This is a genomic window from Pseudonocardia sp. WMMC193 (assembly GCF_021728735.1).
Classification (GTDB): domain Bacteria; phylum Actinomycetota; class Actinomycetes; order Mycobacteriales; family Pseudonocardiaceae; genus Pseudonocardia; species Pseudonocardia oroxyli.
In genome coordinates, this window is the sequence record NZ_JAKKDO010000003.1 from 328,474 (window position 1) to 354,244 (window position 25,771).

Sequence of the window (25,771 nt, forward strand, 5' to 3'; positions counted from 1 at the left end):
GCCCGCCGATACGCTGCGTGGCGTGACTGAACGCACCCTCGTCCTCGTCAAGCCGGACGGCGTCGCCCGCAACCTGATCGGGGAGTGCCTGGCGCGCATCGAGCGCAAGGGCCTGAAGCTCGTGGCCGTGGAGCTGCGCACCGTCGACCGGGCGCTCGCCGCGCAGCACTACGCGGAGCACGACGGCAAGCCCTTCTTCGAGTCCCTGCTCGAGTTCATCACCTCCGGCCCGGTCCTCGCGGCCGTCGCCGAGGGGCCGCGCGCGATCGCGGCGTGGCGCCAGCTCGCCGGCGGCACCGACCCCGTCGAGAAGGCGGCGCCCGGCAGCATCCGCGGCGACTTCGGCCTGGAGACCCAGGCGAACCTGGTGCACGGTTCGGACTCGCCCGAGTCGTCCGCCCGCGAGATCAAGCTCTGGTTCCCCGATCTCTGACGTGACCGCCCGGCCGGTGCTCGACCCGGCCGGGCTGGACACGCCCTTCGCCGACCTGTGGGTCGCCGTCATCCGGGCGGGCGGGGCGGTCGGCTTCGCCCCGGACGCGCCCGAGGCGGAGATCCGCGGCCTCGCCGCCCGCTCGCTGGACGAGGTCCGGGCCGGGCGGCTGCACCTGATCGCCCTCGGCGGCCCCGAAGACCTCGACGGCGTGGTGTTCCTGCAGCCGGGCGGCGGACCGGTCGTCGAGCACCGGGCGACGGTGCTGCGGCTCATGGTCCACCCCCAGCGGCAGGGCCGCGGCCTGGGCAGGCTACTGCTCGCGGCCGCCGTCGACCGGGCCCGCGCGCTGGGGCTGACCCAGCTCCTGCTCTCCGCCCGGGGCGGCACCGGCCTGCCCGCGTTCTACCGCCACCTGGGCTGGACGGAGGTCGGCCGGTTCCCCCGCGCCCTGCGCCTGGGCCCGGCGGACTGGCGGGACGAGCACTGGTTCCAGCTCGACCTCTGACGGCACCGGAAGTGTCGGAGGAGGTGGTTAGTGTGCCGGGCATGGGGGAGGGACTGGTCGTCGCGCGCGGGCTGCGCAAGAGTTTCGGCGCGTTCGAGGCGGTGCGGGGGATCGAGGTCGAGGTCGCCGAGGGCGAGGTGTTCGGCTTCCTCGGGCCGAACGGCGCGGGCAAGTCCTCGACCATGCGGATGATCGCGTGCGTGTCGCCGCGCTCGGCGGGGGAGCTGAGCGTGCTGGGGCGAGACCCCGACCGGGAGGGCCCGCGGATCCGGGCCCGGCTGGGCGTGGTGCCGCAGCTGGACAACCTGGACATCGAGCTGTCGGTGCGGGAGAACCTCGAGGTCTACGGCCGGTACTTCGGGCTGTCTCGGCGGCACGTGCGCGCCAAGGCCGGCGAGCTGCTGGAGTTCGCGCGGCTGACCGACCGGGCGGACGCGAAGGTGGACGCGCTGTCCGGCGGCATGAAGCGCAGGCTCACCATCGCCCGCGCCCTGGTCAACGACCCCGACCTGCTCCTGCTCGACGAGCCGACCACCGGGTTGGACCCGCAGGCCCGGCACCTGCTGTGGGAGCGGCTCTACCGGCTCAAACGCGAGGGCGTCACCCAGATCATCACCACGCACTACATGGACGAGGCCGAGCAGCTCTGCGACCGGCTCGTGGTGATGGACGGCGGGGTGATCGTGGCGGAGGGCTCGCCCGCGGGCCTGATCGAGCGCTGGTCCACCCGCGAGGTGCTGGAGCTGCGGTTCCCCTCGGACGCGGCCCCGCCGGTCGCCGAGCTGGAGCCGCACGCCGAGCGGGTGGAACTGCTGCCGGACCGCGTGCTGCTCTACGTGCCGCACGGCGAGCGCGCGCAGGCGGCGGTGCACGCCGCGGGCGTCCGGCCGCTGTCGGCGCTGGTGCGGCGCTCGTCGCTGGAGGACGTCTTCCTCCGCCTCACCGGCCGCACGCTGGTCGACTGATGGTCCGGGTGCACGGGGTCGCGCGGGTGCTGGAGGCCCACCTGCGCTGGTACCGGCGGAACTGGCGGGCCACCGCGATCTCCTCGGTGCTGCAGCCGCTGCTGTTCCTGCTCGCGTTCGGGCTCGGGTTCGGGAGCCTGGTGGGAGCCCGGGCGCAGGAGGCGACGGGTGGGGCGGACTACCTGGTGTGGCTCGCGCCCGCGCTGCTGGCCATGTCCGCGGTGCAGACCGGCGCGTTCGAGATGAGCTATCCCGTGCTCGCCGGGTTCAAGTGGCGGCGCACCTACGAGGCGATGACGGCGACCCCGGTCGAGCCCGGGGAGGTCGCGCTCGGCCAGCTGGCGTTCGTCACCGCGAAGTCCCTGCTCACCGGCGCGGTGTCGCTGGTGGTGATCGCGCTGTTCGGCGGGGTGCGGTCGGTGGGGGTGCTCGGGTCGCTGGTCGCGGCGGTGCTCACCGGGGCCGCGGTGGCGGCGCTGGTCATGGCGTTCGCGGCGACCCGGCAGGACGAGGGCACCGCGTTCAACGCGGTGTTCCGGTTCGTCGTGCTGCCGATGACGCTGTTCTCGGGCACCTTCTTCCCCATCGCGACCCTGCCGGGGTGGGTGCAGCCGCTGGCCTGGGTGTCGCCGCTGTGGCACGGGACCGAGCTCGCGCGCTGGGCGGCGGGCGTCGGCGCGTCCGACCTGGTGCTCCTGCACCTCGCCTATCTGCTGGTCTTGGTCGGGATCGGGACCGGGCTGTCCATGCGGTTCTTCACCCGGAGGCTGACGGCATGACGGCGCCGATCTCGGGGCTCGCGTGGCTGCTGCCCGCCGGGAGCTACGCGGGCCGCGCCCGCATGCTGCTGCTCCGCTCGGCCACGGCGTCGCGGCGGACGTGGCCCGCCGTGGTCTCGGGCTTCGCCGAGCCGGTGTTCTACCTGCTCGCCATGGGCACCGGGCTCGGCGCCCTGGTCGGCACCCTCCCCGGTCCGGACGGGCGGGAGCTGAGCTACGCCGCCTTCATCGCGCCCGGGCTGCTGGCCGCCAGCGCCATGAACGGCGCGGTGTTCGACGCGACGTTCAACGTCTTCTTCAAGCTGCGGGACTCCAAGCTGTACGACGCGATGCTGGCCACCCCGCTCGGTCCGGTGGACATCGCGCTCGGGGAGATCGGCTGGGCGCTGCTGCGCGGCGGGCTCTACGCGACCGGGTTCCTCAGCGTGATGGCGGTCGCCGGGCTGGTCACCTCGCCGTGGGCGCTGCTCGCGCTGCCGGTGGCGCTGCTGGTGGCCTTCGCGTTCGCCGCCGTGGGCATGGCGGCGACGTCGTTCATGCGCTCCTGGCAGGACTTCGACTTCGTCACCCTCGCGGTGCTGCCGATGTTCCTGTTCGGCACCACGTTCTACCCGCTCAGCGTGTACCCGCCCGTACTGCAGGTGGTGGTGGAGTGCCTGCCGCTCTACCACGCGGTGGAGCTGATGCGCGGGCTCACCACCGGGGCCGTGCACTGGGGGATGCTCGGTCACCTCGCCTACTTCGTCGTGATGGCCCTGGTCGGGGTGGTGTTCGCGGCCCGCAGGCTGCACGCCCTGCTGCTCCGCTGAACTACGCGCACGGCGCCGGCGTCAGGTGGGTCTCGGGTGCGGGCAGCGACCACAGGCCCGCGCCGCCGCCGACCGGGCCGACGAGCAGGCCGAGGGTGCCGTCCGCGCCGAGGGCGAGGGACTCCACCTGGCCGGGCAGGCGGGCGTCGACCGTGGTGCGGGTGCCGTCCGGGGCGAGGTGCACGAGGCGGTTGCCGTCCGCGCGGCCCTGGGTGAACCAGACGCCGTCCGCGTCCGCGGCCAACCGACCACCGGACGTCGCGCAGGCGGGCAGGTCGACCGGGGTGGCCGGGCCGTAGAGCCGCAGCCGCCACTGCCCGTCGAGGCCGCCGAGGGCGAGGAGGCCGCCCTCGACGGGGAGCGTCGCGAACGGGTCGACCTCCGAGCGCGCGGGGGAGGAGGCGGGCCGGGGGAGGGCCGCCGCGTCCACCGTGTCGCGCACGGTCCGCAGGTCGAGGCGGCGCATCGCGTCGGGGTCGGCGGTGGGGCGCAGCCACACCGAGCCGTCGGGGCCCGGGCGGGTGACCAGTGAGACGCCGGTGACCTGCGCGGACGTGTCGCGGTCCAGGGTGCGGACGGTGACGGTGTCGGGCCCGCTCCAGTAGACGACGTGCCCGTCCCACATCCCGGAGATCCGGTACGGGTCCCGGCCGGGGTCCCGGCCGTCGGTCGCGGCGCGCACGACCACCCGCCCGTCCGGGGCGACGGTCGCGAGGCCGCCCGGGCCCGCGTAGCCGACCGTCCCCGCGAGGGGCACGGCCAGCGCCGTCCCGGCGGGTCCGGCGAGCGCGACCGCACCCGACCGCAGGGATCCCGTGTAGGCGAGCGGGGCGAGTCGGACGAACGGGCCCGCGGTGCGCGGCTGCGGACCGGCGCCGAGCAGCGCGAGGACCAGGGGGACGGGCAGCGCGGCGACCAACGCCAGGGCCACGCGCCTGCCGGGCGTCACCGCCGTGAGGGTGCTGAGCACCGCGAGCGCGCCGCCTGCCGCGGTGAGCCACGGCCCGGCGCCCGGCAGGGCGGACGCCCCCGCCGCCACGGCCGCCCCACCGGCGGCGGCGAGGACGGCGGCGTGCACCCCGGAGGGCAGCCTGCCCGCGCCCGCCAGCAGACCCGTCGCGAGCGCGGCCACCGCGAGCAGCACCAGGACGAGCGCGGGAACGCCGCCGATCAGCTCCGCGCCGAGCAGGGTGGAGGCGTGCCAGCTCGCGAGCTCGTCGAGCGGGACGGCGGAGACCGGCGTGGACCACCACGGCAGGCCCAGCGCCGCGACGGCGACGAGGACCGCTCCGAGGCCGACCTGCAGCGGACGTGTCATGGTGGTCGACGCTAGGGACCGCCGGACTGCGGCGGACCCGTGCGAGCATCCGAAACCGGGGTGGTGCGACCACCACACTTGCTACCGTCTCCGGTCGGCACTCACCGAAAGGCGGAAACATGATCACCGGAAGCCTCGTCGCCCTCGTCACGCCGATGAAGGCGGACGGCGCGATCGACTTCGAGGCCCTCGAGCGCCTGGTCGAACGCCAGGTGCTCGCCGGGACCGCGGCGATCATCTCGGTCGGGACCAGCGGCGAGTCGTCCACGCTGACCGTGGCCGAGCACACGGACGTCATCCGGCGGACGATCGACGCCGCGGGCGGGCGCGTGCAGGTCATCGCGGGCACCGGCGCGAACAACACCGACGAGGCCATCCACCTCACCAAGGCCGCCGCCGCGGCGGGCGCGGACGGGGCCCTGCTGGTCACGCCCTACTACAACAAGCCCCCGCAGGAGGGCCTGTTCCAGCACTTCACGAAGGTGGCCGAGGCCGTCGACCTGCCCCAGTACCTCTACAACGTGCCCGGCCGCACGGCCTGCGACATGCTCCCCTCGACCGTGGAGCGGCTCGCCGAGGTGCCGAACATCGTGGGGCTCAAGGAGGCGAAGGGCGACCTGGACCGGGTGCGGGACCTCGTCGCGCTGGGACTGCCGGACTTCGCCCTCTACTCCGGGGACGACGCCACGGCCCGGGCCTCGATGCTCGCCGGGTTCCACGGCGACATCTCGGTCACGGCGAACGTGGCGCCCGAGCAGATGGCGCGGATGTGCAAGGCCGCCGTCGCCGGTGACGCCGAGGAGGCCGCGACGATCGACGCGGACCTCGCGGGCCTGCACCGGGCCCTGTTCGTGGAGGCCAACCCGATCCCGGTGAAGTGGGCGCTCGCCGAGATGGGGCTGATCGAGCGCGGCATCCGCCTGCCGCTCGTCGAGCTCGACGAGTGGCACCACGAGGACGTCCGCGCCGCCCTGCGCATGGCGGGCCTGCTCGAGAACTGAGCGCGCCGGTTTCGAGCCCCTGAACAGGCGTTATGGAACCATAATGCGCGTTTCGGGCCGCTGAACGGACAATATGGTTCCATAATGCGATTCCGCCCTCACGACATGATGCGGGGGCGGGCTCGGGAGGCGTACATCGTCAGACCCGTCGCGACCGCACGGCCGTGCAGGTACTCGGCCTGGCGGCTCGCCCGGGCGGGGTCGAACTCGGCGGTGATGCTGCAGAGCGTGTCCCGCAGGTGCAGCTCGATCCAGCAGCAGACGTCCGCGTCGGCGACGAGGGTCTCGGTCGCCGTCGCGAGGGAGGCGGCGGCCTCGCGGGGGGTGCCGAGGCGGGCCTGCGCGGCGGCCAGGCCGCGGCTGGTCAGCGCGACCCAGCACGCGTCGCCGACGACCTCGGCGAGGGTGCGGGCGTCCGCCAGGACCGTCGCCGCCTCCCGCGCCCGGCCCGCGCGGAGCAGCACCTCGCCGTGCAACGAGTCGATCCACGGCCGCATCGGGGTCCAGTCGAGCTCGGTGGCCAGGGCGCGCGCCGCGTCGACGTCCGCCGCCGCGCCCTCGTCGTCCCCGGTGGCGAGCCGGGCCCGGCCCCGCATCGCCAGGGCCGCCGCGTGCGCGCGGGGTCGGTCCCGCCCGCCGGTCATCGCCACGGCCTTGTCCAGCTGCGCCTCGGCGTGCGCCGAGCCGTCCGTGTCCACCAGCGCGAACCCGCGCCCGTAGGCGACGGCGGCGAGGTCGTCGGGCAGGTCCGCCGCGGCCGCCTCGGCCCGGGCCAACATCCGCAGCGCACCTGTCTGGTCCCCGGTCGCCGTCGCGACGAAGCCCAGCTCACGCCGGGCCAGCCCGGCCACCTCGGCGCGGCCCTCGCGGGTGGCGAGCCGGTCCGCCTCGCGCAGCGCCGCGATCGCGCGGGGATCGGTGCTGGCCACGGCGTGGACGTACGCCCGGCCGTAGTGGGCCAGGGCCTCGGCGAGGACCACGTCGTCTCCCAGGCCCCGGGCCCGCTCGACGGCGCCGCGCAGGATCGCCGTCCCGTCCCGCGCGGCCCCCGCGTCCATGACCTGCTCGCCCACCCGGACGAGCTCCCGCACCGCCACCCGGCTGGCCGGGGTGCCCCGTCGGTGCGCCCGCTGCAGGCGGGCACCGGCGACCGCGAGGGTCTGCCTGCGCCCGTGCAGCCACGCCGCGAACTCCGGGACGTCCGGCTCGGCGCCCTCCAACAACGGCAGGGTCGCCTCGCCGAGCGGCCAGCCGGCGGGCGCGCGCCCGGCGAGGACGTCCCGCACGTCGACCCGCACGTCCGCGGCGATCTCGCAGGTCAGCGGGTCACCGCCGACGGTGAGGGCCGCTCCGACGGCTCGCCGCGCCTGGCTGAGCGTCCAGCGCAGGGCGGCCTGGGGGTCCTCCGCGTCCGGGAACAGGAGCTCCAGCACGCGGCTGCGGGGGACCGGGCCGGTGCTCGTGAGCAGCAGCGCGAGCAGCGCCCAGGGCTTGCGGCCCCGGGGCACGGGCAGGTCGGCTCCCAGCACGCGCGGCGGCCCCAACAAGCGGACGACGGTCCCCATCACCCCTCCTCACGGAGAGAGCCCAGGACGGCACCGGGTGATACGCCCGGACACGTCCGTTCGGGCCCCGGTGTGTGCGATCCTGCTCCGGCTCCGACCGCGCTCCTCAGGGACGCACCGCCGTCACCACCAGGTACTCCGCCGTCCAGGTCCCGGCGGGGTCCTGGGTGCGCCGCAGGAACTCCAGGAACGCGGCGTCGAGCGCGGCCGGGTCCTCCTGGGCCCGGTAGGCGGCGATGGTCGGGCCGTAGTTCGCCTTCCACCACTCCCGGAAGGCCACCGGGTCGCGGGTGACGTCGAACGTGATCGTGCCGGTCGTCGCGACGACCTCGGTCCCCAGCAGCGTCCGGACGTGGTCGGCCGTGCCCCAGAGCGGAGCGGGCGAGGCACCGGGCGGGGGCGGCGGCGCGAAGGGCTTCATGGTCGCGAACAGCTGCCCGACGAACCCCTGCGGCGTCCAGTTGAGCAGCGCGATCCGCCCGCCGGGCCGCACGACGCGCCGCAGCTCGCCTGCGGCGCGCTCGTGGAACGGGGCGAACATGATCCCGACGCAGGACAGCGCGACGTCGAACTCCCCGGTCTCGAACGGCAGCGCCTGCGCGTCCGCCTCCACCCACTCGATCTCGGGATGGGCGGCGCGGCCGACGTCGAGCAGCTCCGGCGTGAGGTCCGACGCGACGACGGACGCCCCCGCGGCCGCCGCGGGCACCGACGCGTTGCCCGTGCCCGCGGCGATGTCGAGCACCCGCTCGCCTGGCCGGATCTCGGCCGCCTCGACGAGCCGCGCGCCGAGGGTGGGGATGAGGTCCGCGGCGACGGTCGCGTAGGAGCCCGAGGCCCACAGGGCACGGTGCTTGGGTCCGATGGTGCGGAGGGGGTCTGTGGTGGTCATGCCGAGCAGGCTGCGCGCCGACCGTGTGCCGGAGCGTGTGCGTCGGCCCTGTGCCGCGGGTCCGGTGCACAGGGCCTACCCTTGACCCGCGTGAGCCCCGCGTCCGTCTTCCCCGCCCTGGAACCCCTGCTGCCCCGCGTCTCGAAACCGGTGCAGTACGTCGGCGGTGAGCTGAACGCGCAGGCCAAGCCCTGGGAGTCCGTGGACGTCCACTGGGCGCTGATGTACCCGGACGCCTACGAGGTCGGGCTGCCCAACCAGGGCGTCATGATCCTCTACGAGGTGCTCAACGAGCGGCCCGACGCGCTCGCCGAGCGGTGCTACGCCGTCTTCCCCGACCTCGAGAAGCTGATGCGCGAGCACCGGGTGCCCGCCTTCACCGTCGACGCCCACCACCCGGTGGGCGCGTTCGACCTGCTCGGGGTGTCCTTCTCCACCGAGCTCGGCTACACGAACCTGCTGACCACGCTGGACCTCGCCGGGATCCCGCTGCACGCCGCGGACCGCGACGAGACGCACCCCGTCGTCGTCGCGGGCGGCCACGCGGCCTTCAACCCGGAGCCGATCGCCGACTTCATCGACGTGGCCGTGCTGGGCGACGGCGAAGAGGTCGTCGGGGACATCACGGACGTCGTGCGGGAGTGGAAGTCCGCCGGCGGCACCCGCCGCGAGCTGCTGCGTCGGCTCGCGCACACCGACGGCTGCTACGTCCCCTCCTGCTACGAGGTGGAGTACGGGCCGGAGATCCGGTCGGTGACCCCGGTCGACGGGGCGCCGGAGCGGGTGCAGAAGCGCACGACGTCGGACCTCGACGAGTGGCCCTACCCCAAGGCGCCGCTGGTCCCGCTGGCCGAGACCGTGCACGAGCGGGCCTCGGTGGAGATCTTCCGCGGCTGCACGCGGGGATGCCGGTTCTGCCAGGCGGGCATGATCACCCGCCCGGTGCGGGAGCGGTCGCTGCAGGGGATCGGCGAGATGGTCGACTCCGCCGTCCGGGCCTCCGGGTTCGACGAGGTGGGGCTGCTCTCGCTGAGCAGCGCGGACCACTCCGAGATCGCGGACATCACCAAGGGCCTCGCCGACCGGTACGAGGGCACGAACACCTCGCTGTCGCTGCCCTCCACTCGCGTGGACGCCTTCAACATCGACCTCGCCAACGAGATCTCCCGCAACGGCCGCCGCTCCGGGCTCACCTTCGCCCCGGAGGGCGGGTCCGAGCGGATCCGCAAGGTGATCAACAAGATGGTGTCGGAGGAGGACCTGATCCGCACCGTCTCCGAGGCGTTCGCCCAGGGCTGGCGGCAGGTCAAGCTGTACTTCATGTGCGGGCTGCCCACCGAGGAGGACGAGGACGTCCTGGAGATCGCGGGCATGGCGCACCGGGTGATCCAGGCGGGCCGGGCCGCCTCCGGGCGCAACGACGTCCGCTGCACGATCTCCATCGGCGGGTTCGTCCCCAAGCCCCACACGCCGTTCCAGTGGGCCGCCCAGGCCCACCCGGACGTCGTCGACGCCCGGCTGCGCAAGCTGCGCGAGGCCGTGAACAGCAACCGCAAGCTCGGCAAGAACATCGGCATGCGCTACCACGACGGCCGGCCCTCGCTGATCGAAGGCCTGCTCGCCCGGGGCGACCGGCGCGTCGGCGGCGTGATCGAGCGGGTCTGGCGAGACGGCGGCAGGCTCGACGGCTGGTCCGAGCACTTCTCCTACGACCGCTGGGTCACCGCCGCCGCCGAGGTCCTGGAGCCGCAGGGCGTTTCGCTGGAGTGGTTCACCACGCGGGAGCGCGGCGAGGACGAGATCCTGCCCTGGGACCACCTCGACTCCGGTCTCGAGCGCGACTGGCTGTGGCAGGACTGGCAGGACGCCCTGGCCGAGCAGGAGCAGGACGACTGCCGCTGGACCCCCTGCTTCGACTGCGGCGTGTGCCCCTCGACGGGCACGGATATCGAGGTCGGCCCGAGCGGCACGACGCTGATCCCGCTCACCGTCGTCAACCCGGTCGGGCGGGAGCTTGCCTGACTCCGCTTCCTCGGCGGGATCGCGCGAGATCACCGTCCGGGTCGCCGACGAGCGGGACGTCGAGGCACTCGGCAGGCTCCGCCGCGCCTGGACCGAGGAGCGGGCGGGGCGCCCGGTGGACGACCCGGCCTTCGAGGCCGCCTTCGCCCAGTGGGCGCGCACCGAGCAGCCACGGCGCACCTTCTGGCTGGCCGAGATCGGCAGCGAACGGGCCGGCTGGACGCCGATCGGGTCGATCAACGTCGTCGAGATCGTCCCGATGCCCCGGCCGGGGACGCGCGCCGCGAGCATCGGGCAGGTCGGGAACGCGTTCGTGCTGGCCGCCTTCGCCGACCGCGGGGTGCCGCAGGCGCTGCTGGAGGCGGTCGTGGCGCACGCCAGGGAACGCCGCTTCCGGCGGCTGGTCCTCGCCCCGACCGCCCGCAGCACCGCCTTCTACCGCCGCGCGGGCTTCCGACCCGCGGGCGAGACGCTGCTGGTCCTCGAGCCGGAGTAGCCCGCCTCGTTCGGGGTGTCGGGTACGGGTTCTACGCTGGAGGCATGGCACGTGTGCGCCCCGGCGAGGCTGCGAACCCCGCTCCACCGACGGTGCAGCGCATCCGGGTGCGGTTCGCCAAGCGGGGCCGGCTGCGGTTCCTCTCCCACCGGGACGTGGCGCGCAGCGTCGAGCGGGCGGTGCGGCGCTCCGGGGTGCCCGTCTCGCACTCGCACGGGTTCTCCCCACACCCGAGGATCTCGTGGATCGGCGCCGCGCCCACGGGCACCGCGAGCGAGGCCGAGTACTTCGAGATCGGGCTCACCCGGGAGATGGAGCCGGACGTCGTCCGAACGGCGCTGGACGCGGTGCTCCCCGACGGTCTCGACATCCTCGACGCGGTCGTCGCCGCGCCGCCCGCGCTCGCCGACCGGGTGGACGCGAGCCTGTGGCGGATCGCGCTGCCGGGCGTCTCGGGCGCCGATCTGAGGGCGGCCGTCGAGGGGCTCATGGCGAAGGACTCCCTGGTCGTGGACCGCATCATGCCCTCGGGGAAGCGGCAGATCGACGTCCGGGCGGCGGTGGCGTGGGCCGAGGCGGGGGAGGACTCGCCGGGCGGTGTCACACCGGAGGAGACCGGTGGTGCCGCAGTCTGTGCGATACTGACGGCGGTCGTACGGCAGACGACACCCGCTGTTCGACCCGACGACGTGTTGGGCGCGCTCGACGTTGTCGCAGGGCTGAAGCCGCCGGTGCCCGCGAAATCGACCCGGCTGGCCCAGGGCCTGCTCGACGACTCGGGTCGCCTCACCGATCCGCTCGGATCCGACCGGGTCACCACCCGGGCCTGACCGCCGCGGAGCGGGGCCTGCGGACCCTCGCAGAGCGCGTCGCCGAGCCACACAGCGCACCAGGATTGCCCGCTCCGCACCGTGGAACGGGAGAGACGTAGTCAGGCCCCTGCGCGGCCGCCCCTCCCCGGGGCGCCCGGGGGCGAAGGAGTTGAATGTCAGTCAACGATGCGCCCGCCGGTGAGACCGGCGGGCTGTTCTCCGTGTCGGATCTGCCCGAGAAGCTGCGCGTGCACGCGCTCGCCAAGCTGATCGGCCGGACCAGCAAGGAGGTCCTCGCGGCCCTGGCGGAGCTCGGCAGCCCGGTGGGCAGCGCCCAGTCCGGCGTCGACCGCAAGACCGCGGAGCAGGTCGTCACGAGCCTGCTCGGGGCCCCCGGCACGGCTGCGGGCACGGCTGCGGGCACGGCTGCGGAGACGGCGCCCGGCACGGCCGCCGAGGCGGGGGAGGACCCGGCGTCCCCGGTCCCGTCCCAGGCGGAGGCGGCCGCAGCGCCGGCTCCCGCGCCCGCGCGCACCCGCCGCCGCAAGGCCGCCGCCCCCGCGCCTGCCGAGACCGCGGAGACCCCGGAGACCGGGGCCGCCGAGTCGGACGCAGGCGAGCCCGCGCAGGAGCAGGCCGAGGCCCCGGCCCGGCGCACCCGCCGCAAGGCGACGCGGAAGGCGGGCGCGCCCGCCGAGCAGGCCGAGTCCGCCCCGGCACCCATCACGGCCGCTGCCCCGAGCAGCGCGGACGGCACGGAGGCCCCGACCGCCGCGGACACGACCGCCGCGGACACGACCGTCACGGACGCGACCCTCACGGACGCCCCGGCCCCCGCCCCGGCCAAGCGCACCCGCCGCAAGGCCACCCGCAAGGCCGGCGCCCCGGACGAGCAGGCCGAGCTCACCACCACCGGCACCCCGACCGGCACCGGCACGGAGTCCGCCCTGGCCGAGCCCACCACCGGTTCCGCCACCGGTTCCGCCACCGCGCCCGCCGCGCCCGCCGACACCGGCCTCTCGCCGCTGTTCGCCCCGCCCGCGCCTCTGTTCAAGCCGGCCGAGCCCACCCGGACCCGCCGCCGGGGCCGCGCCGACGACCAGGCCGAGGACACCGCCGCCGCGGAGTCGACCGGCACCGCCGACGAGCCCGCGGAGGAGACCGAGCGGCCCCGCCGCCGCCGTCGTGGGCGCGCCACGGCCCAGGACGAGACCGAGCAGCCCGACGACACGGCGGACACCGAGGCCACGGAGACCGCCGACGCCGCCGACGCCACGGACTCCGACGACGACGAGGACGACGAGGCGGGCGGTCGCCGCCGCCGTCGCCGGGGCCGCCGTGGTCGCGGCCGCGGCCGCGGGGAGAACGGCGAGGACGGTGCCGAGGGCGGCGAGGACACCGAGTCGGCCGAGGCCGGTGGCGCCGACGACTCGAGCGACGCCGACGAGTCGGACGACTCCGACGACTCCGACGAGGAGCAGGACTCCGCGGACGAGGGCGGCTCGCGCCGTCGTCGTCGGCGGCGGCGCCGCAAGGGCTCGGGAGACGCCGGCGACTCCAGCGCTGACGGGAGCGACGACGACCCGCCGAACACCGTCACGCGGGTGCGCACCCCCCGCGAGCGGGACACCGGCGACGACGGCGTCCAGTCCGTCCGCGGCTCCACCCGCCTGGAGGCCAAGCGCCAGCGCCGCCGGGACGGCCGGGACGCGGGCCGCCGCCGCCCGCCGATCCTGAGCGAGTCGGAGTTCCTGGCGCGCCGGGAGTCCGTCGAGCGGACGATGGTCATCCGCCAGACCGGCAAGCGCAACGAGATCGGCGTCCTCGAGGACGGCGTGCTCGTGGAGCACTTCATCGCGGGCGGCTCCGGGCAGAGCGAGTCGATGGTCGGCAACATCTACCTCGGCCGCGTGCAGAACGTGCTGCCGAGCATGGAGGCCGCGTTCGTCGACATCGGCCGCGGCCGCAACGCCGTGCTCTACGCGGGCGAGGTCGACTGGGACGCCGCCGGTCTCAACGGCAAGGCGCGCCGCATCGAGCAGGCCCTGAGCAGTGGCGACAGCGTGCTCGTCCAGGTCACGAAGGACCCGGTCGGGCACAAGGGCGCCCGGCTGACCACCCAGATCAGCCTCGCGGGCCGCTTCCTGGTCTACGTGCCGAGCGGGGGCGCGGCGGGGATCTCCCGCAAGCTGCCGGACGTCGAGCGCAAGCGGCTCAAGGACATGCTCAAGGAGATCGTCCCCAGCGACGCCGGGGTGATCATCCGCACCGCCTCCGAGGGGGTCTCGCACGAGGCCCTGGAGCGGGACGTCCGACGGCTGCAGGCGCAGTGGGAGGTCGTCAAGGAGAAGGCCGCGAAGACCGGTCCGAAGGCCCCCAAGGCGCCGACGCTGCTCTACGAGGAGCCGGACCTGCTGGTCAAGGTCGTCCGGGACCAGTTCAACGAGGACTTCGCCTCGCTCGTGGTGTCCGGGGACTCCGCGTGGGAGACGGTGTCGGACTACGTCTCGCACGTGGCCCCCGAGCTCGCCGAGCGGATGCACCGCCACGTCGGCCCGAAGGACGTCTTCGCCGAGTACCGGATCGACGAGCAGCTGCTCAAGGCGCTGGACCGCAAGGTGTGGCTGCCCTCGGGCGGCACCCTGGTGATCGACCGCACCGAGGCCATGACGGTCATCGACGTCAACACCGGCAAGTTCACCGGCTCCGGCGGGAACCTCGAGGAGACCGTCACCCGCAACAACCTGGAGGCGGCCGAGGAGGTCGTCCGCCAGCTCCGGCTGCGGGACATCGGCGGGATCATCGTCGTCGACTTCATCGACATGGTGCTCGAGGCGAACCGGGACCTGGTGCTGCGCAGGCTCACCGAGTGCCTGGCCCGGGACCGCACCCGCCACCAGGTCGCCGAGGTGACCTCGCTCGGCCTGGTCCAGATGACCCGCAAGCGGGTCGGCGGCGGGCTGCTCGAGCACTTCTCCACGACGTGTGAGCACTGCCGCGGCCGCGGCGTCATCGTGAACGTCGACGGGGTCGAGCCGAAGCACGACCACGGCCAGAACGGTTCCGGCAACGGGCACCAGGGCAACGGGCAGGCCGGCGGCCAGGCGGACAACGGCGGACGTCGGCGCAACCGGCGGGGCCGGGACGACAAGTCCGCCGTCGAGACCGAGACCGAGACCGACGAGCGGGCCTCCGCGGCCGCGGCCCTGGCCATGGTCGCCGCGGCGGCGGGCCACACCGCGGTCGCCGATCCCGCTCCGGTCACGGACGCGCCCGAGGCCCCCGTGGGGATGGACGAGCCGGACACCGGCCGCCCCGCCCGCCGCCGGGGCAGGCGGCGGGTCGAGCGCCCCGCCGGGGGCACCGGGTCGGCCGAGCCGGTGGTCGTGACGACGGAGGCCGCCGAGAGCGTCGTGGCGGAGGCGGTCGCGCCGCAGGGCGGGACCGCTGCGGCCGCGCCGGAGGCCACCACGGCCGACACCGCTGCCGACACCGCTGCCGACACCGCTGCCGACACCGCTGCCGAGGCACCCGCCGAGGCTGTGGCGGTCGAGGCCGTGGCGACCGAAGGGGTGGCAGAAGACGTGGCGACCGAGGTCGTCGCGGACGCGGTCGCCCCGCAGATCGCCCCCGAGGCGGTCGAGGAGCAGACCGAGCAGACCGAGCAGGCCGGGCAGGCCGCCGTGACGGGCGAGCCCGCCACGGGTCTGCCCGCGAACGGCACCCCGCCGGTGGCCGCGGACCGGGTCGCGGCGGACACCGCCGAGGCCACGGCCACGGACACCGCGGAGGACACCGCAGAGGACTCGGCGGCCCCCGTCGAGACCCCGGCGGAGCCGGTCGAGACCCCGGAGGAGGCGCCCGCCCCGCGCAGGCGCCGCGGCCGGGTGACCCGGTCGGCGGGTGCGCCGAGCGCGGCGGCCGAGCCGGTCGTGCTCACCGCCCCCGCGGTGGAGCCCGCCGAGCCGCTGGTGCCGGCGGTGCCGGAGCAGTCGGACACGACGGTGGACACCGTCGTCGTGAGCCGTCCGCGCCGGTCGCGGCGGGCCGCGTCCCGGCCCGCGGGCCCGCCCGCCGAGGGTGACGGCGCCGCCGTCACCGTGACCGTCGGAGCGCCGGAACAGGCCTCCGATCAGGGCGGGGACCAGACCGGGGACCCGGTTTGACCCGCTGAATCCCCCTTCCGTACCCTGGGAGTCAAGGAGCCGTGGCTCATGCCTCGGCGTGCGTGCTCTGGAGCGCGCCCATGAGTCCCCCGAGAGTTTCAGGAGTCGTGCGTCAACGATGTACGCGATCGTCAAGACCGGCGGTAAGCAGTACAAGGTGGCTGTGGACGACGTGGTCACCGTCGAGAAGATCGACGGTGAGCCCGGCGCCGAGATCAGCCTCCCCGCCGTGCTGCTCGTGGACGGCGACAAGCTGACCACGGATGCAGATGCGCTGGCCAAGGCCTCGGTGACCGCCACGGTCGTCGAGCACACCAAGGGCCCGAAGATCCGCATCCACAAGTTCAAGAACAAGACCGGGTACCACAAGCGTCAGGGCCACCGTCAGCCGCTGACGAAGGTCCAGGTCACCGGCATCAGCGCGTAAGGAGACCTGCGCCATGGCTCACAAGAAGGGTGCGTCCAGCTCCCGTAACGGGCGCGACTCGAACGCGCAGCGGCTGGGCGTCAAGCGGTTCGGCGGCCAGACCGTCAACGCGGGCGAGATCCTGATCCGCCAGCGCGGCACCAAGTTCCACCCGGGTGAGGGCGTGGGTCGCGGTGGCGACGACACGCTGTTCGCCCTGGTCGAGGGTGCTGTCGAGTTCGGCCACCGACGCGGCCGCAAGGTCGTCAACGTGGTTCCGGTCGAGGCCTGAGGCCCGACCACTCGGTTTCACGACACGGCGGGCCCCGGGTTCCGGGGTCCGCCGTTTCGTGTGTGAAGGAGTAGGGACATGTCGCGGTTCGTCGACCGGGTCGTCGTGCACGCCACCGCGGGGGCGGGCGGCAATGGTTGCGCGTCGGTCCACCGGGAGAAGTTCAAGCCGCTCGGCGGGCCGGACGGCGGCAACGGCGGTCGCGGCGGTTCCGTCGTGCTGGTGGTGGATCCGGGCGTGCACACCCTGCTCGACTTCCACCACCGCCCGCACGCGGACGCGAAGAACGGCAAGCAGGGGCAGGGCGGGTTCCGGGCCGGCGCGAACGCCGAGGACCTGGAGCTGCGCGTGCCGGACGGCACCGTCGTCTTCGACCAGCGTGGCGAGATCATCGCCGACCTGGTGGGGCCGGGCACCCGGTTCGTCGCCGCCGAGGGCGGCCGCGGCGGGCTCGGCAACGCCGCGCTGGCCTCGTCCGCGCGCAAGGCGCCCGGTTTCGCGCTGCTCGGCGAGCCCGGGGAGCATCGGGACCTGACCCTGGAGCTCCGCTCGCTGGCGGACGTCGGGCTGGTCGGGTTCCCGAGCGCGGGCAAGTCGAGCCTGGTCGCGGCCCTCTCCGAGGCCCGCCCCAAGATCGCCGACTACCCGTTCACCACGCTCGTCCCGCAGCTCGGCGTGGTCACCGCCGGGGACGAGATCTTCACCGTCGCGGACGTCCCCGGCCTGATCCCGGGCGCGTCGCAGGGCAAGGGCCTGGGGCTGGACTTCCTGCGGCACATCGAGCGCTGCTCCGTGCTGGTCCACGTCGTGGACTGCGCGACGTTCGAGCCCGGCCGGGACCCCGTCGCGGACGTCGAGGCCCTCGAGGAGGAGCTCGCCCGCTACGTCCCCGCGCTCGGCGGCGAACTCGCCGACCGGCCGCGGCTCATCGCGCTGAACAAGATCGACGTGCCGGACGCCGCGGACCTCGTCGAGATCGTCACCGCGGACCTCACCGAGCGCTTCGGCTGGCCGATCTACCCGATCTCCACCGCGTCCCGCCGGGGGCTGCGGGAGCTGTCGTTCGCGATGGCCGAGCAGGTGGCGGCCTACCGCGCCGCCCAGCCGATCCTCGAGCCCACGCGGATCGTGCTGCGCCCCACCGCCGTGGACGACCAGGGCTTCACCATCGAGCCGGACCCCCTGCTCGAGGGCGGGTTCCTGGTCAAGGGCTCGCGGCCCGAGCGCTGGATCCGGCAGACGAACTTCGACAACGACGAGGCCGTCGGCTATCTGGCCGACCGGCTCGCCCGGCTCGGGGTGGAGGAGGGCCTGGCCGAGGCGGGCGCCCAGCCCGGCTGCCCGGTGACGATCGGGGACATCACCTTCGACTGGCAGCCCAGCACGCCGGCGGGCATCGCCCGGGTGATGTCCGGTCGGGGCACCGACGCGCGGGTGGAGAACCAGACCGCCCGGGTCAGCGCCGCGGACCGCAAGCTCGCCAAGCTCGCCCGCCGCAAGCACCTCTCCGATGCCGAGCTCGCCGAGGGCGCCAACTACGCGCACGAGGCGCAGTGGACGAACGACGCCGAGACCGACGAGGACTTCGAGCTCAGCGATGACGAGCTGGAGGTCTGGGCCGACGAGGACCGCGCCCGATGACCGTCGGACTCGCGTGGGTGAAGTGGGGGACTCGTCCTGGACACGCGAGTCGTACGGTCGCAGTGGGTGAGGCGCGGTGAGTGAGACGCGGGCGGCGATCGCGGGGGCGCGGCGGGTCGTCGTCAAGGTGGGGTCGTCGTCGTTGAGCTCGTTGGCCGGGGGGCTCGACCTGGCCCGGCTGCACCGGCTGGTGGACGCGCTGGCCGCGCGCCGGACGTCGGGCTCGCAGGTGGTGCTGGTGTCCTCGGGCGCGATCGCGGCCGGGTTGGCACCGCTGGGGCTGGCCCGGCGGCCGCGGGACCTGGCGACCCAGCAGGCGGCGGCGAGCGTCGGGCAGCTGCTGTTGGCGCACGCCTACTCGGCCAGCTTCCTGCGCCACGACCAGCGGATCGGGCAGGTCCTGCTCACCGCGGACGACATGATCCGCCGCTCGCACTACAAGAACGCGCAACGCACCCTGGAGCGGCTGCTCGGCCTGGACGTCCTGCCCGTGGTCAACGAGAACGACACCGTGGCCACCGACGAGATCCGGGTCGGGGACAACGACCGGCTCGCCGCGCTGGTGGCGCACATCGTCGGCGCCGACGCGCTGGTGCTGCTCAGCGACGTCGACGGGCTGTACGACGGCGATCCCCGCCGGCCGGGGTCGACGCTGGTCCCCGAGGTGGCGGCGCCGGAGGACCTGGCCGCGGTCACGGTCGCGAAGCCCGGCCAGGGCAGCCTCGGCACCGGCGGGATGGCCACGAAGATCACCGCCGCGGCGATGGCGACCGCGTCCGGCATCCCGGTGCTGCTGGCCGCCGCCGAGGACGTCGCGGACGCGCTCGACCCGAACGGGCCCAAGGTCGGCACGGCGTTCCGGCCGTCGGGCAGGCGGATGTCCGCGCGCCGGTTCTGGATGAAGCACGCGGCGGACGTCCGGGGGAGCCTGGACCTCGACGCGGGCGCGGTGGCCGCCGTCGTCGACCGGCACCGGTCGCTGCTCGCCCCGGGCGTGCACGGCGTGCAGGGCGACTTCGTCTCCGGAGACGTCGTGGACCTCCTCGGCCCCGGCGGTGCCGTGGTCGCCCGGGGCGTCGTGAACTACGACGCCGCCGAGCTCCCGGGCATCATCGGCAAGCGCTCGGAGGACCTCCCGCGGGCCTACCGCCGCGAGATCGTCCACGCCGACGACCTCGTGATCGTCTAACGCAGCGCGGCGAACGCCTCGTCCGTCCGCTCCAGGACCGCGTCGATCTCGGCGTCGGTGTGGGCGGCGGAGAGGAACCAGTTGTGCCAGGGGTGCAGGTACACCCCGCGCTCGACGCAGGCCTCCGCCCAGGCCGTGACCTGCCGGAAGTCGGTGTCCCCGGCGAAGGACAGCATCGGCATCTGCACCGGGCCGGTCTGCGCGATCTCGAACCCGTGGGCGGCGGCCTGCGCGGCCAGACCCTCGCGCAGCCGGGTCCCCGACCGCGCCATCCGCGGCAGCGCCTCGCCCGTGCGCAGCTCGGTCAGGGTGGCGAGACCGGCGGCGAGGGGCACCGCGCCGGTCCAGAACGAGCCGGTCACGTAGATCGACCGGACGGCGTCGCGCAGGGCGTCGGTCCCGGTGACGGCGCCCAGCGGCTGCCCGTTGGCGATCGCCTTCGACCAGGCCGCCAGGTCGGGGCGCACGCCGAGCGGCTCCCAGCTGCCGCCGATGTCCAGCCGGAACCCGCACCGGACGTCGTCGAGGATCAGCACCGCACCGGTCCGGTCCGCCAGCGCCCGCAGCCCGCGGGCGAAGGCCGGGACGACGAGCTCCTGGTCCCGCTTGATGTCGTGGCGCATGGGGCACACCAGGATCGCCGCGAGATCGTCCCCGGCCTCGGCGGCGGCCGCCTCGGCGGAGGCCAGGTCGTTGTACTCGTAGTGCACGAGGTGGGCCTGGTCGGCCTCGGTGACCCCGGCCCCGCGCAGCGCGAACCCCGGCACCGCGCCGTGGTAGGCGCCGTGGGCGACCAGCACCTTCCGCTTGCCGGTGGCCGCCCGCGCGGTCGTGACGCAGGTGGTCGTGGCGTCCGTGCCGTTCTTGCAGAACAGCGCCCAGTCGGCGGCCGGGATCGTGTCCACCAGCAGCTCCGCGTACTCGACGGCGACGGGGGCGGTCCCGTCCAGGCAGTCGCCGCGCTGGAGCTGGTCGACGATCGCGGCGGTGACCGCGGGGTGCCGGTGGCCGAGCACGACCGGCCCCCAGCCGCACATGAGGTCGAGGTACTCGCGGCCGTCCGCGTCCTTGACCCGGGCACCCGCACCGGAGACGATGAACTGCGGGTGCGCGCTGCTGAACGCCCGGACCGCCATGTGCCCGTACATCCCACCGGGGATCACCTTGTCCGCGCGGCCGCGCAGGGCCTGTTCCCGGGCGCCGAGAGTCGTGTCAGCGATGGTCATGGCGTGCCTTTCGTGAGCAGCTCGCGGGCGACGGCGGCGATTCCGGGGCCGTCGAGCCGGTAGTGGGCGTAGAGCGCGGCGGGCGGTCCGACGGGCACGTGCTCGTCGGGGACGCCGTGGCGGCGGAAGCGGGGGGCGAGGCCCGCGTCGAGCAGGCACTCCGCGACCGCGGACCCCAGGCCGCCGGTCACGTTGGCCTCCTCGACGGTCAGCACGGCGCCGGTGGCGCGGGCGGCGTCGACGACGGCCTCGCGGTCCAGCGGCGAGACCGTCCACATGTCGAGCACGCGGGTGGTGATCCCGTCGCGGGCGAGCTCCTCGGCGGCCCGCAGGGCCGGGTGGACCTCGGAACCCGTCGCGACGATCGTGAGGTCCGAGCCGTCCCGCAGGGTCTCCGCCCGGCCGAGCGCCAGGTCCGGCACCACGTCGTAGACCTGCGGGTCGCGCCCGCGGCCCAGCCGCAGGTACATCGCGCCGGGATGGTCGAGCGAGAGCCGCAGCAGGGCCCGGAGGTGGTTCGCGTCCGTGGCGCACACGACCGTGAGGTCGGCGATGCAGCGCATCATGCCGAGGTCTTCGAGGCTGTGGTGGCTGGTGCCGTAGAAGCCCATCGACATGCCGGAGTGGTGCCCGAGCACCCGCACCGGGAGGTTCGGGTAGGCGCAGTCGGTGCGGATCTGCTCGGCGCACAGCAGCGCCGCGAAGGAGCCGAACGTCGCCGCGAACGGCACGAACCCGCTCGCGGCCATCCCCGCCGCCGTCGTGATCATGTTCTTCTCGGCGATCCCGACGTTCACGAACCGCTCGGGATGGCGCGCCCCGAAGTCGGTGGCCCGGTTGGACCGGCCGAGGTCGGCGGTGAGCACGACGATCCGGTCGTCCTGCTCGGCGAGGTCGGCCAGCTCCTCGCCGAAGACGAAGGCGGGGACCGCGCGGGTGTCGGTGCCGTCGACCGAGCGGGAGTCCTTGAAGCCGAAGAACTCCGCCGGGGCCTGGGTCTCGGTCATCGGGCCAGCTCCGTGAGGACGTCGTCGTAGTCGGCGCCGGCGAGGTTGCCGACGTGCCAGTCCGGGCTCAGCTCCATCCGGGCCACGCCCTTCCCCTTCACCGTGTCCGCGACGATCACCTGCGGGACCGTTCCGCCGCGGGCGGGCAGCGCGGCGAACGCGGCGAGCAGCGCCGGGAGGTCGTGCCCGTCGACCCGCTGGACGCCCCAGCCGAACGCGGCGAACCGGGCGTCGATCGGCTCGGCGCCCATGACGTCCGCGACGAACCCGTCGATGCCCAGCTGGTTCGCGTCGACGACCGCGACGAGGTCCCCGAGGCCGTAGTGGCTCGCGGACATCGCCGCCTCCCAGATCTGGCCCTCGGCCAGCTCGCCGTCGCCGAGCAGCACCCAGGTGCGGTGGTCGCGCCCGGCGAGCCTGCCCGCGAGCGCCATCCCGACGCCGACGGACAGGCCGTGGCCCAGCGACCCCGACGAGAAGTCGACGCCGGCGATCCGCTTCATGTCCGGGTGGTCGCCGAACGGGCTGCCGAGCCGGGTGTAGGAGTCCAGCTCGGCGGGGTCGAAGTAGCCCAGGTCGGCGAGCACCGGGTAGAGGCCGATCGCCGCGTGGCCCTTGCTCATCACGAACCGGTCCCGGTCCGGCCAGTCCGGCCGGGCCGGGTCGAGCCGCAGCTCGGCGTAGTAGAGGGCGGCGAGGATCTCCGCGCAGGAGAACACCGCGCTGTAGTGGCCCGCCCCGGCGATCCGGGTGAGCCGGACCGTCTCGGTGCGGACGAAGCGCGCCTTCTCGGCGAGCTCGCGGGTGGTGGGCACTCAGGACTCCTTGAAGCGGTCGAGGACGTTCCCGGTGACCCGGGCGGTGTCGTTGTCGCCGCCGGCGTGGCTCATCGCCGTGGACCAGGCGATGGACCCGACGGAGAACACCGCGCCGCCGCCGGGGCGGTGCAGCAGCACGACGTCGGCCCGGATCTTCGGGTGCAGCCCGGGCGGGGGAGCGGCGTAGCCGTGGTCGACCTCCTCGGGGACCAGGGCGATCTTCTCCGAGTGGCCGACCGAGGAGGCGAGGACGACGGCGTCCGCCGGGGTGCCGAGGGTGACGTCGGCGCGGTCCAGCTCGTCGCCCGCGGCGCCGCCGAGCCCGGGGCCCTCGTCGCCGAACACCTCGCCGACACCGGCCTTCACCCCGTCGAACACCCAGGACACCGCGGGGTCGGCGCTCGCCGCGTTGCGCCGGTAGCCCGAGCCCTTGTCGAACCCCTGCGCGGTGAACCCCACGCCCGCCAGCACGTTCGGCGCGCGGCCGCGCATCCGCCAGAGCCCGCCGGGCTCCCCGGTCGCGGAGAGGTGCTCCTCGCCGGGATCGGAGACCCAGGTGGCCACCCCGGCGTGCCCGCGGCGGATCTCCAGCGCGTCCGGCACCCCCGGGTGCCGGGCCGTGACCTGGTAGAACCCGTTGCCGCCCAGGTACATCAGGCGCCCGCCGGTCCGCGTGTACGCCAGGTAGGAGTCCAACATCCCGGCCGAGCAGTACTCGGGATGCCCGCCGGTGAGCACGACCCGGTGGCGGGACAGGAGCGCGAGGCCCTGCTGTTCGACCTCGTCGTCCGTGACGACGGCGTAGTCCTCCCCGCGCCCGTCCAGCCAGTCCAGCAACAGCAGGTCCTGCGCGAAGTGGCGGAACCCGCGGGTGGTCGGGGTGTAGTAGTCCGGCCGGATGTTGACGATCGGGCGCAGCCGGGTCGAGTAGCAGACCCCGGAGCCGTCCGAGTGCACGTCGTAGAGGGAGCGGCCGAGCTCGGGGTGCGCCGCGAGCCACCGGTCCCGCTCGTCGATGCCGCGGTCCTCGCCGTAGAGGGTCAGCCGCTCGGTCTCGTACTCGGCGTAGGTGCGCCAGTTCGCGTAGGCGAGGTAGGTCCAGGTCGGCAGCACGACCAGCACCGGGGCGGTGTGCGCCGGGTGCGCTCCGGGGGTGACGACCACCGGGATCCGGTCGACGTCCGCCCCCGCGGTGATCTTGAGGGCGTACACCCCGCTCGGCAGCGCGGCCGGGACCGCCCAGGTCAGGTCGGTGTCCCAGCCGGCGTCGGCGAGGTCGTCGTCGTGCAGGTGCAGGGCGTCGAACTCGGCGGGGGAGGCGCGGAAGTCCCGCTCCGCGCCAGTCCAGAACGGCCCCGGCACACCGCGCGTGGGCAGGTGGTGGACCGTGCCGCCGGTCGTCAGGCCGCCGCGGTCCGGCACGCGCGTGCCCCCGGGATCCGCGCCCAGGTCCAGTGCACAGGTCGTGGCGGGGTCGAGGAGGGCGACGGCGTCTGCCCCGCCCGCGAGCGCCGCGGTGACCTCAGCCGACCAGGCGTCCCCCACGACGGGGCGGGCCACGCCGCCGTTGAACGTCCGGCCGAGGCCGGGCCCGGAGGGGCCCGCCGAGCCGACGCGCAGCGGGCCGCCGACCGGCACCGGCCCGGTCTCGGCGAGCGCCTCGACCACGGGTGCCCCGGGGCGGTGCAGGGTGAGCCGGGTGCCGGACCCCGACACCACCGCCGCCGCGAACGCCCACTGCCGCTCGACGACGGGCGCGGCGAGTGCGGCGAGCACGGTGTCGCCGTGGCGCAGGACCAGCCCCGCCGCGGACACCGCGAGCACCAGCGGACCGACCGCGAGCAGCGGCCGCTCGTCCGCGAGCAGGGTCGGGCGGAACCACAGGGCCAGGCCCACCCGCGCCCGCGCGGGGACCGGGTCGGTCTCGACGAACGAGCCCGAGGTGGTGTGCTGGACGCGGCCGGGCACGGTGTCCGGCAGGTCCGCCGCGACGGGCTCCTCGACCAGGGCGGAGCCGTGTCGCGGCCCGCCGCCCCGCCTGAGCCGGACGATCTCCGGACGCACCTGCGGGTGCTCCGCGGAGATCCGGAAGGCGACCTCGCCGCCCGCCGCGACGGACAGCCGGTCGCCGTACCCGACCAGCCTCACCGGTTGACCCAGCCCGTCCAGCGCTGGGTGGCCTCGTCGAGGTTCGCCGCCCACCAGGCGTTGTCGCGCACGACGGTGGTGCCCTGCGACTGGGGTCCGTCGACGAACTCGGCGATCTGCGGGTCGGAGCTCTTCGCGGCCTGGGTGTTGGCGGGCTCGTAGGGCAGCCGGTTCGCGATGGCCTCCTGGTTCTTCTGCGCGATCAGGCTGTTGATCAGCTGGTAGGCCTGCTCCTGGTGCGGGGCGCCCTTCACGATCGCGACCACGTCGTAGTACTTCAGCGGCTGGTTCCACACCACCGCGAGCGGGGCGCCGCTCTTGAGCGCGTCGTACGCGCGGCCGGGCCAGGCGAGCATCATGTCGACCTCGCCGGACTGCAGGGCCTGGGTCTGCTGGGCACCGGTGTCGAAGAAGCGCAGCGAGGAGCGGATGCCGTCGAGCGTGGCGAAGGCGCGGTCGTAGTCGAGCGGGTAGAGCCGGTCGCCGGGCACGCCGTCGGCCAGCAGGGCGGTCTCCATGCCGGCGTCCTTGGCGTAGTTCATGATCCCGCGATTGCCGGGGAACCGCGTGGTGTCGTAGAAGTCCGCCCAGCTCGTCGGGGGGTTCGCGCCGTAGCGGTCCTTGTTGTAGACCAGCAGGAAGGACGAGTTGATCATCGGGACGCCGCACTCGGACAGCTGGCTCTGCTCGAGCCCCGCGGTCTGGATCCGGCTGTAGTCGATCTTCTCGAAGAGCACGTCGCACTTGCCCATCGCTGTGTACGGCGTGGAGTAGAAGACATCCCACGTCGGGTTGCCCGCCTGGACCATGGCGGTCAGCTTGGCCTCGTTGTTCGGGGACTCCTCGGCGACCGTGACGCCCTCGGCGGCCAGGTCGGCGTAGGCGTTGGCCTTGAAGATCTCGGCGAGCGCGCCGCCGGTGTTGGCGAACACGACCGACTGGGCGCCACCGCCCGCGGACTCGCCGACGGGGCCGAAGCACGCGGTGGCGCCGAAGCCCACCAGACCGGCCAGGGCGACGGCGTGCAGAAGACCTCTCGGGAATCGCACAGGGACCACCTTCAGGGGAGGAGGATTTCAGAATATGAAACGCACTTCGTATCGCAGAAAGCATGAACACTCGTTTCCCGTGCCGTCAAGCCCTGGGTCGACCGGCCGCGTGTCCGATTTCCAGGGTGTTACACCTGTTCGTCGAGGGTTGACAGCGGCGGGCCATCGGCGCCACCGTGTGATTTCGCTTCGTGAAATGCGTGTCGAATAGCGAGGACGGAAGGGGACG

At 74.4% G+C, this 25,771-nt stretch carries 22 protein-coding genes; 14 read left to right on the top strand and 8 right to left on the bottom strand.

Features of this window, described 5'->3' with window-relative positions:
• The first annotated feature begins 22 nt into the window (after positions 1–22).
• From ndk to L3X23_RS02890, 5 genes are read left to right on the top strand one after another with little or no spacing between them, the layout of a single operon-like run.
• Positions 23–433 (top strand): nucleoside-diphosphate kinase, encoded by a 411-nt coding sequence (gene ndk / locus L3X23_RS02870; RefSeq protein WP_093087530.1) that lies wholly within the window; start codon positions 23–25, stop codon positions 431–433.
• Position 434: 1 nt separating this feature from the next.
• Complete coding sequence (locus L3X23_RS02875; protein ID WP_237190553.1) at positions 435–941, top strand: GNAT family N-acetyltransferase; 507 nt, start codon at positions 435–437, stop codon at positions 939–941.
• 41 nt (positions 942–982) lie between these two features.
• Positions 983–1,906 (top strand): ABC transporter ATP-binding protein, encoded by a 924-nt coding sequence (locus L3X23_RS02880; protein ID WP_237190554.1) that lies wholly within the window; start codon positions 983–985, stop codon positions 1,904–1,906.
• Positions 1,906–2,685 carry an ABC transporter permease gene (locus L3X23_RS02885; RefSeq protein WP_237190555.1) on the top strand — a complete coding sequence of 260 codons (780 nt, stop codon included), beginning with the start codon at positions 1,906–1,908 and terminating at the stop codon, positions 2,683–2,685. The genes L3X23_RS02880 and L3X23_RS02885 overlap by 1 nt, the downstream gene beginning before the upstream one ends.
• A complete protein-coding gene (locus tag L3X23_RS02890; RefSeq protein ID WP_237190556.1) occupies positions 2,682–3,494 on the top strand; it encodes an ABC transporter permease in 813 nt (270 codons plus the stop codon). Before L3X23_RS02885 ends, L3X23_RS02890 begins: the two co-directional genes overlap by 4 nt.
• A 1-nt stretch (position 3,495) precedes the next feature.
• Here the strand turns inward: L3X23_RS02890 and L3X23_RS02895 are convergent, their stop codons facing one another.
• Positions 3,496–4,812, bottom strand: a complete 1,317-nt coding sequence (locus L3X23_RS02895) for a hypothetical protein (protein WP_237190557.1) — start codon at positions 4,810–4,812, stop codon at positions 3,496–3,498.
• A gap of 119 nt (positions 4,813–4,931) precedes the next feature.
• Between L3X23_RS02895 and dapA the strand changes: the two genes are divergently transcribed.
• On the top strand, positions 4,932–5,813 hold the full coding sequence (gene dapA, locus L3X23_RS02900) for a 4-hydroxy-tetrahydrodipicolinate synthase (RefSeq protein ID WP_093087515.1): 882 nt from the start codon (positions 4,932–4,934) through the stop codon (positions 5,811–5,813).
• Positions 5,814–5,911: 98 nt separating this feature from the next.
• Here dapA and L3X23_RS02905 read toward each other — a convergent pair whose 3' ends face one another.
• Together L3X23_RS02905 and L3X23_RS02910 are read right to left on the bottom strand one after the other, a co-directional pair.
• The gene (locus tag L3X23_RS02905; protein WP_237190558.1) at positions 5,912–7,378 is read right to left on the bottom strand and encodes a hypothetical protein; all 1,467 of its coding nucleotides are present in this window, start codon (positions 7,376–7,378) and stop codon (positions 5,912–5,914) included.
• A 106-nt stretch (positions 7,379–7,484) separates the two neighbouring features.
• Positions 7,485–8,270, bottom strand: a complete 786-nt coding sequence (locus L3X23_RS02910; protein WP_237190559.1) for a class I SAM-dependent methyltransferase — start codon at positions 8,268–8,270, stop codon at positions 7,485–7,487.
• Between the two features lie 90 nt (positions 8,271–8,360).
• Here L3X23_RS02910 and L3X23_RS02915 point away from each other — a divergent pair, with 90 nt between their 5' ends.
• The 8 genes from L3X23_RS02915 to proB all read left to right on the top strand — a co-directional run bounded on the left by L3X23_RS02915 (position 8,361) and on the right by proB (position 19,294).
• Positions 8,361–10,292: a TIGR03960 family B12-binding radical SAM protein gene (locus tag L3X23_RS02915; protein ID WP_237190560.1), complete on the top strand. Its 1,932-nt coding sequence runs from the start codon at positions 8,361–8,363 to the stop codon at positions 10,290–10,292.
• The gene (locus L3X23_RS02920) at positions 10,285–10,788 is read left to right on the top strand and encodes a GNAT family N-acetyltransferase (protein ID WP_237190561.1); all 504 of its coding nucleotides are present in this window, start codon (positions 10,285–10,287) and stop codon (positions 10,786–10,788) included. Before L3X23_RS02915 ends, L3X23_RS02920 begins: the two co-directional genes overlap by 8 nt.
• A 44-nt stretch (positions 10,789–10,832) precedes the next feature.
• On the top strand, positions 10,833–11,618 hold the full coding sequence (locus tag L3X23_RS02925; protein ID WP_237190562.1) for a TIGR03936 family radical SAM-associated protein: 786 nt from the start codon (positions 10,833–10,835) through the stop codon (positions 11,616–11,618).
• 155 nt (positions 11,619–11,773) lie between these two features.
• Positions 11,774–15,766: a translation initiation factor IF-2 N-terminal domain-containing protein gene (locus tag L3X23_RS02930; protein WP_237190563.1), complete on the top strand. Its 3,993-nt coding sequence runs from the start codon at positions 11,774–11,776 to the stop codon at positions 15,764–15,766.
• Positions 15,767–15,884: 118 nt separating this feature from the next.
• Positions 15,885–16,193, top strand: coding sequence for a 50S ribosomal protein L21 (rplU, locus tag L3X23_RS02935; protein WP_093087499.1), 309 nt, complete (start codon positions 15,885–15,887; stop codon positions 16,191–16,193).
• Positions 16,194–16,206: 13 nt separating this feature from the next.
• Complete coding sequence (rpmA, locus tag L3X23_RS02940; protein ID WP_237190564.1) at positions 16,207–16,464, top strand: 50S ribosomal protein L27; 258 nt, start codon at positions 16,207–16,209, stop codon at positions 16,462–16,464.
• Between the two features lie 78 nt (positions 16,465–16,542).
• Positions 16,543–18,105 (top strand): GTPase ObgE, encoded by a 1,563-nt coding sequence (gene obgE / locus L3X23_RS02945; protein ID WP_237190565.1) that lies wholly within the window; start codon positions 16,543–16,545, stop codon positions 18,103–18,105.
• 76 nt (positions 18,106–18,181) lie between these two features.
• Positions 18,182–19,294, top strand: coding sequence for a glutamate 5-kinase (proB, locus tag L3X23_RS02950; protein WP_237190566.1), 1,113 nt, complete (start codon positions 18,182–18,184; stop codon positions 19,292–19,294).
• Here proB and L3X23_RS02955 read toward each other — a convergent pair.
• The 5 genes from L3X23_RS02955 to L3X23_RS02975 are packed head-to-tail and all read right to left on the bottom strand — an operon-like array spanning position 19,291 to position 25,542.
• A complete protein-coding gene (locus L3X23_RS02955; RefSeq protein WP_237190567.1) occupies positions 19,291–20,520 on the bottom strand; it encodes an aminotransferase class III-fold pyridoxal phosphate-dependent enzyme in 1,230 nt (409 codons plus the stop codon). The two genes, proB and L3X23_RS02955, sit on opposite strands and share 4 nt — an antisense overlap.
• On the bottom strand, positions 20,517–21,527 hold the full coding sequence (locus L3X23_RS02960; RefSeq protein ID WP_237190568.1) for a transketolase family protein: 1,011 nt from the start codon (positions 21,525–21,527) through the stop codon (positions 20,517–20,519). The genes L3X23_RS02955 and L3X23_RS02960 overlap by 4 nt, the downstream gene beginning before the upstream one ends.
• Positions 21,524–22,342, bottom strand: a complete 819-nt coding sequence (locus tag L3X23_RS02965; protein WP_237190569.1) for a transketolase — start codon at positions 22,340–22,342, stop codon at positions 21,524–21,526. The genes L3X23_RS02960 and L3X23_RS02965 overlap by 4 nt, the downstream gene beginning before the upstream one ends.
• The gene (locus L3X23_RS02970) at positions 22,343–24,493 is read right to left on the bottom strand and encodes a N,N-dimethylformamidase beta subunit family domain-containing protein (protein WP_237190570.1); all 2,151 of its coding nucleotides are present in this window, start codon (positions 24,491–24,493) and stop codon (positions 22,343–22,345) included. It lies immediately after the preceding gene.
• Complete coding sequence (locus L3X23_RS02975; RefSeq protein ID WP_237190571.1) at positions 24,490–25,542, bottom strand: extracellular solute-binding protein; 1,053 nt, start codon at positions 25,540–25,542, stop codon at positions 24,490–24,492. The genes L3X23_RS02970 and L3X23_RS02975 overlap by 4 nt, the downstream gene beginning before the upstream one ends.
• Positions 25,543–25,771 lie beyond the last annotated feature (229 nt).

Excerpts from the sequence above, each read along its gene's own strand:
- L3X23_RS02880 (WP_237190554.1), top strand. The coding sequence starts at position 983 with ATGGGGGAGGGACTGGTCGTCGCGCGCGGGCTGCGCAAGAGTTTCGGC.
- L3X23_RS02885 (WP_237190555.1), top strand. The coding sequence starts at position 1,906 with ATGGTCCGGGTGCACGGGGTCGCGCGGGTGCTGGAGGCCCACCTGCGC.
- L3X23_RS02890 (WP_237190556.1), top strand. The coding sequence starts at position 2,682 with ATGACGGCGCCGATCTCGGGGCTCGCGTGGCTGCTGCCCGCCGGGAGC.
- L3X23_RS02895 (WP_237190557.1), bottom strand. The coding sequence starts at position 4,812 with ATGACACGTCCGCTGCAGGTCGGCCTCGGAGCGGTCCTCGTCGCCGTC.
- dapA (WP_093087515.1), top strand. The coding sequence starts at position 4,932 with ATGATCACCGGAAGCCTCGTCGCCCTCGTCACGCCGATGAAGGCGGAC.
- L3X23_RS02905 (WP_237190558.1), bottom strand. The coding sequence starts at position 7,378 with ATGGGGACCGTCGTCCGCTTGTTGGGGCCGCCGCGCGTGCTGGGAGCC.
- L3X23_RS02910 (WP_237190559.1), bottom strand. The coding sequence starts at position 8,270 with ATGACCACCACAGACCCCCTCCGCACCATCGGACCCAAGCACCGTGCC.
- L3X23_RS02925 (WP_237190562.1), top strand. The coding sequence starts at position 10,833 with ATGGCACGTGTGCGCCCCGGCGAGGCTGCGAACCCCGCTCCACCGACG.
- L3X23_RS02930 (WP_237190563.1), top strand. The coding sequence starts at position 11,774 with ATGTCAGTCAACGATGCGCCCGCCGGTGAGACCGGCGGGCTGTTCTCC.
- rplU (WP_093087499.1), top strand. The coding sequence starts at position 15,885 with ATGTACGCGATCGTCAAGACCGGCGGTAAGCAGTACAAGGTGGCTGTG.
- rpmA (WP_237190564.1), top strand. The coding sequence starts at position 16,207 with ATGGCTCACAAGAAGGGTGCGTCCAGCTCCCGTAACGGGCGCGACTCG.
- obgE (WP_237190565.1), top strand. The coding sequence starts at position 16,543 with ATGTCGCGGTTCGTCGACCGGGTCGTCGTGCACGCCACCGCGGGGGCG.
- L3X23_RS02955 (WP_237190567.1), bottom strand. The coding sequence starts at position 20,520 with ATGACCATCGCTGACACGACTCTCGGCGCCCGGGAACAGGCCCTGCGC.
- L3X23_RS02960 (WP_237190568.1), bottom strand. The coding sequence starts at position 21,527 with ATGACCGAGACCCAGGCCCCGGCGGAGTTCTTCGGCTTCAAGGACTCC.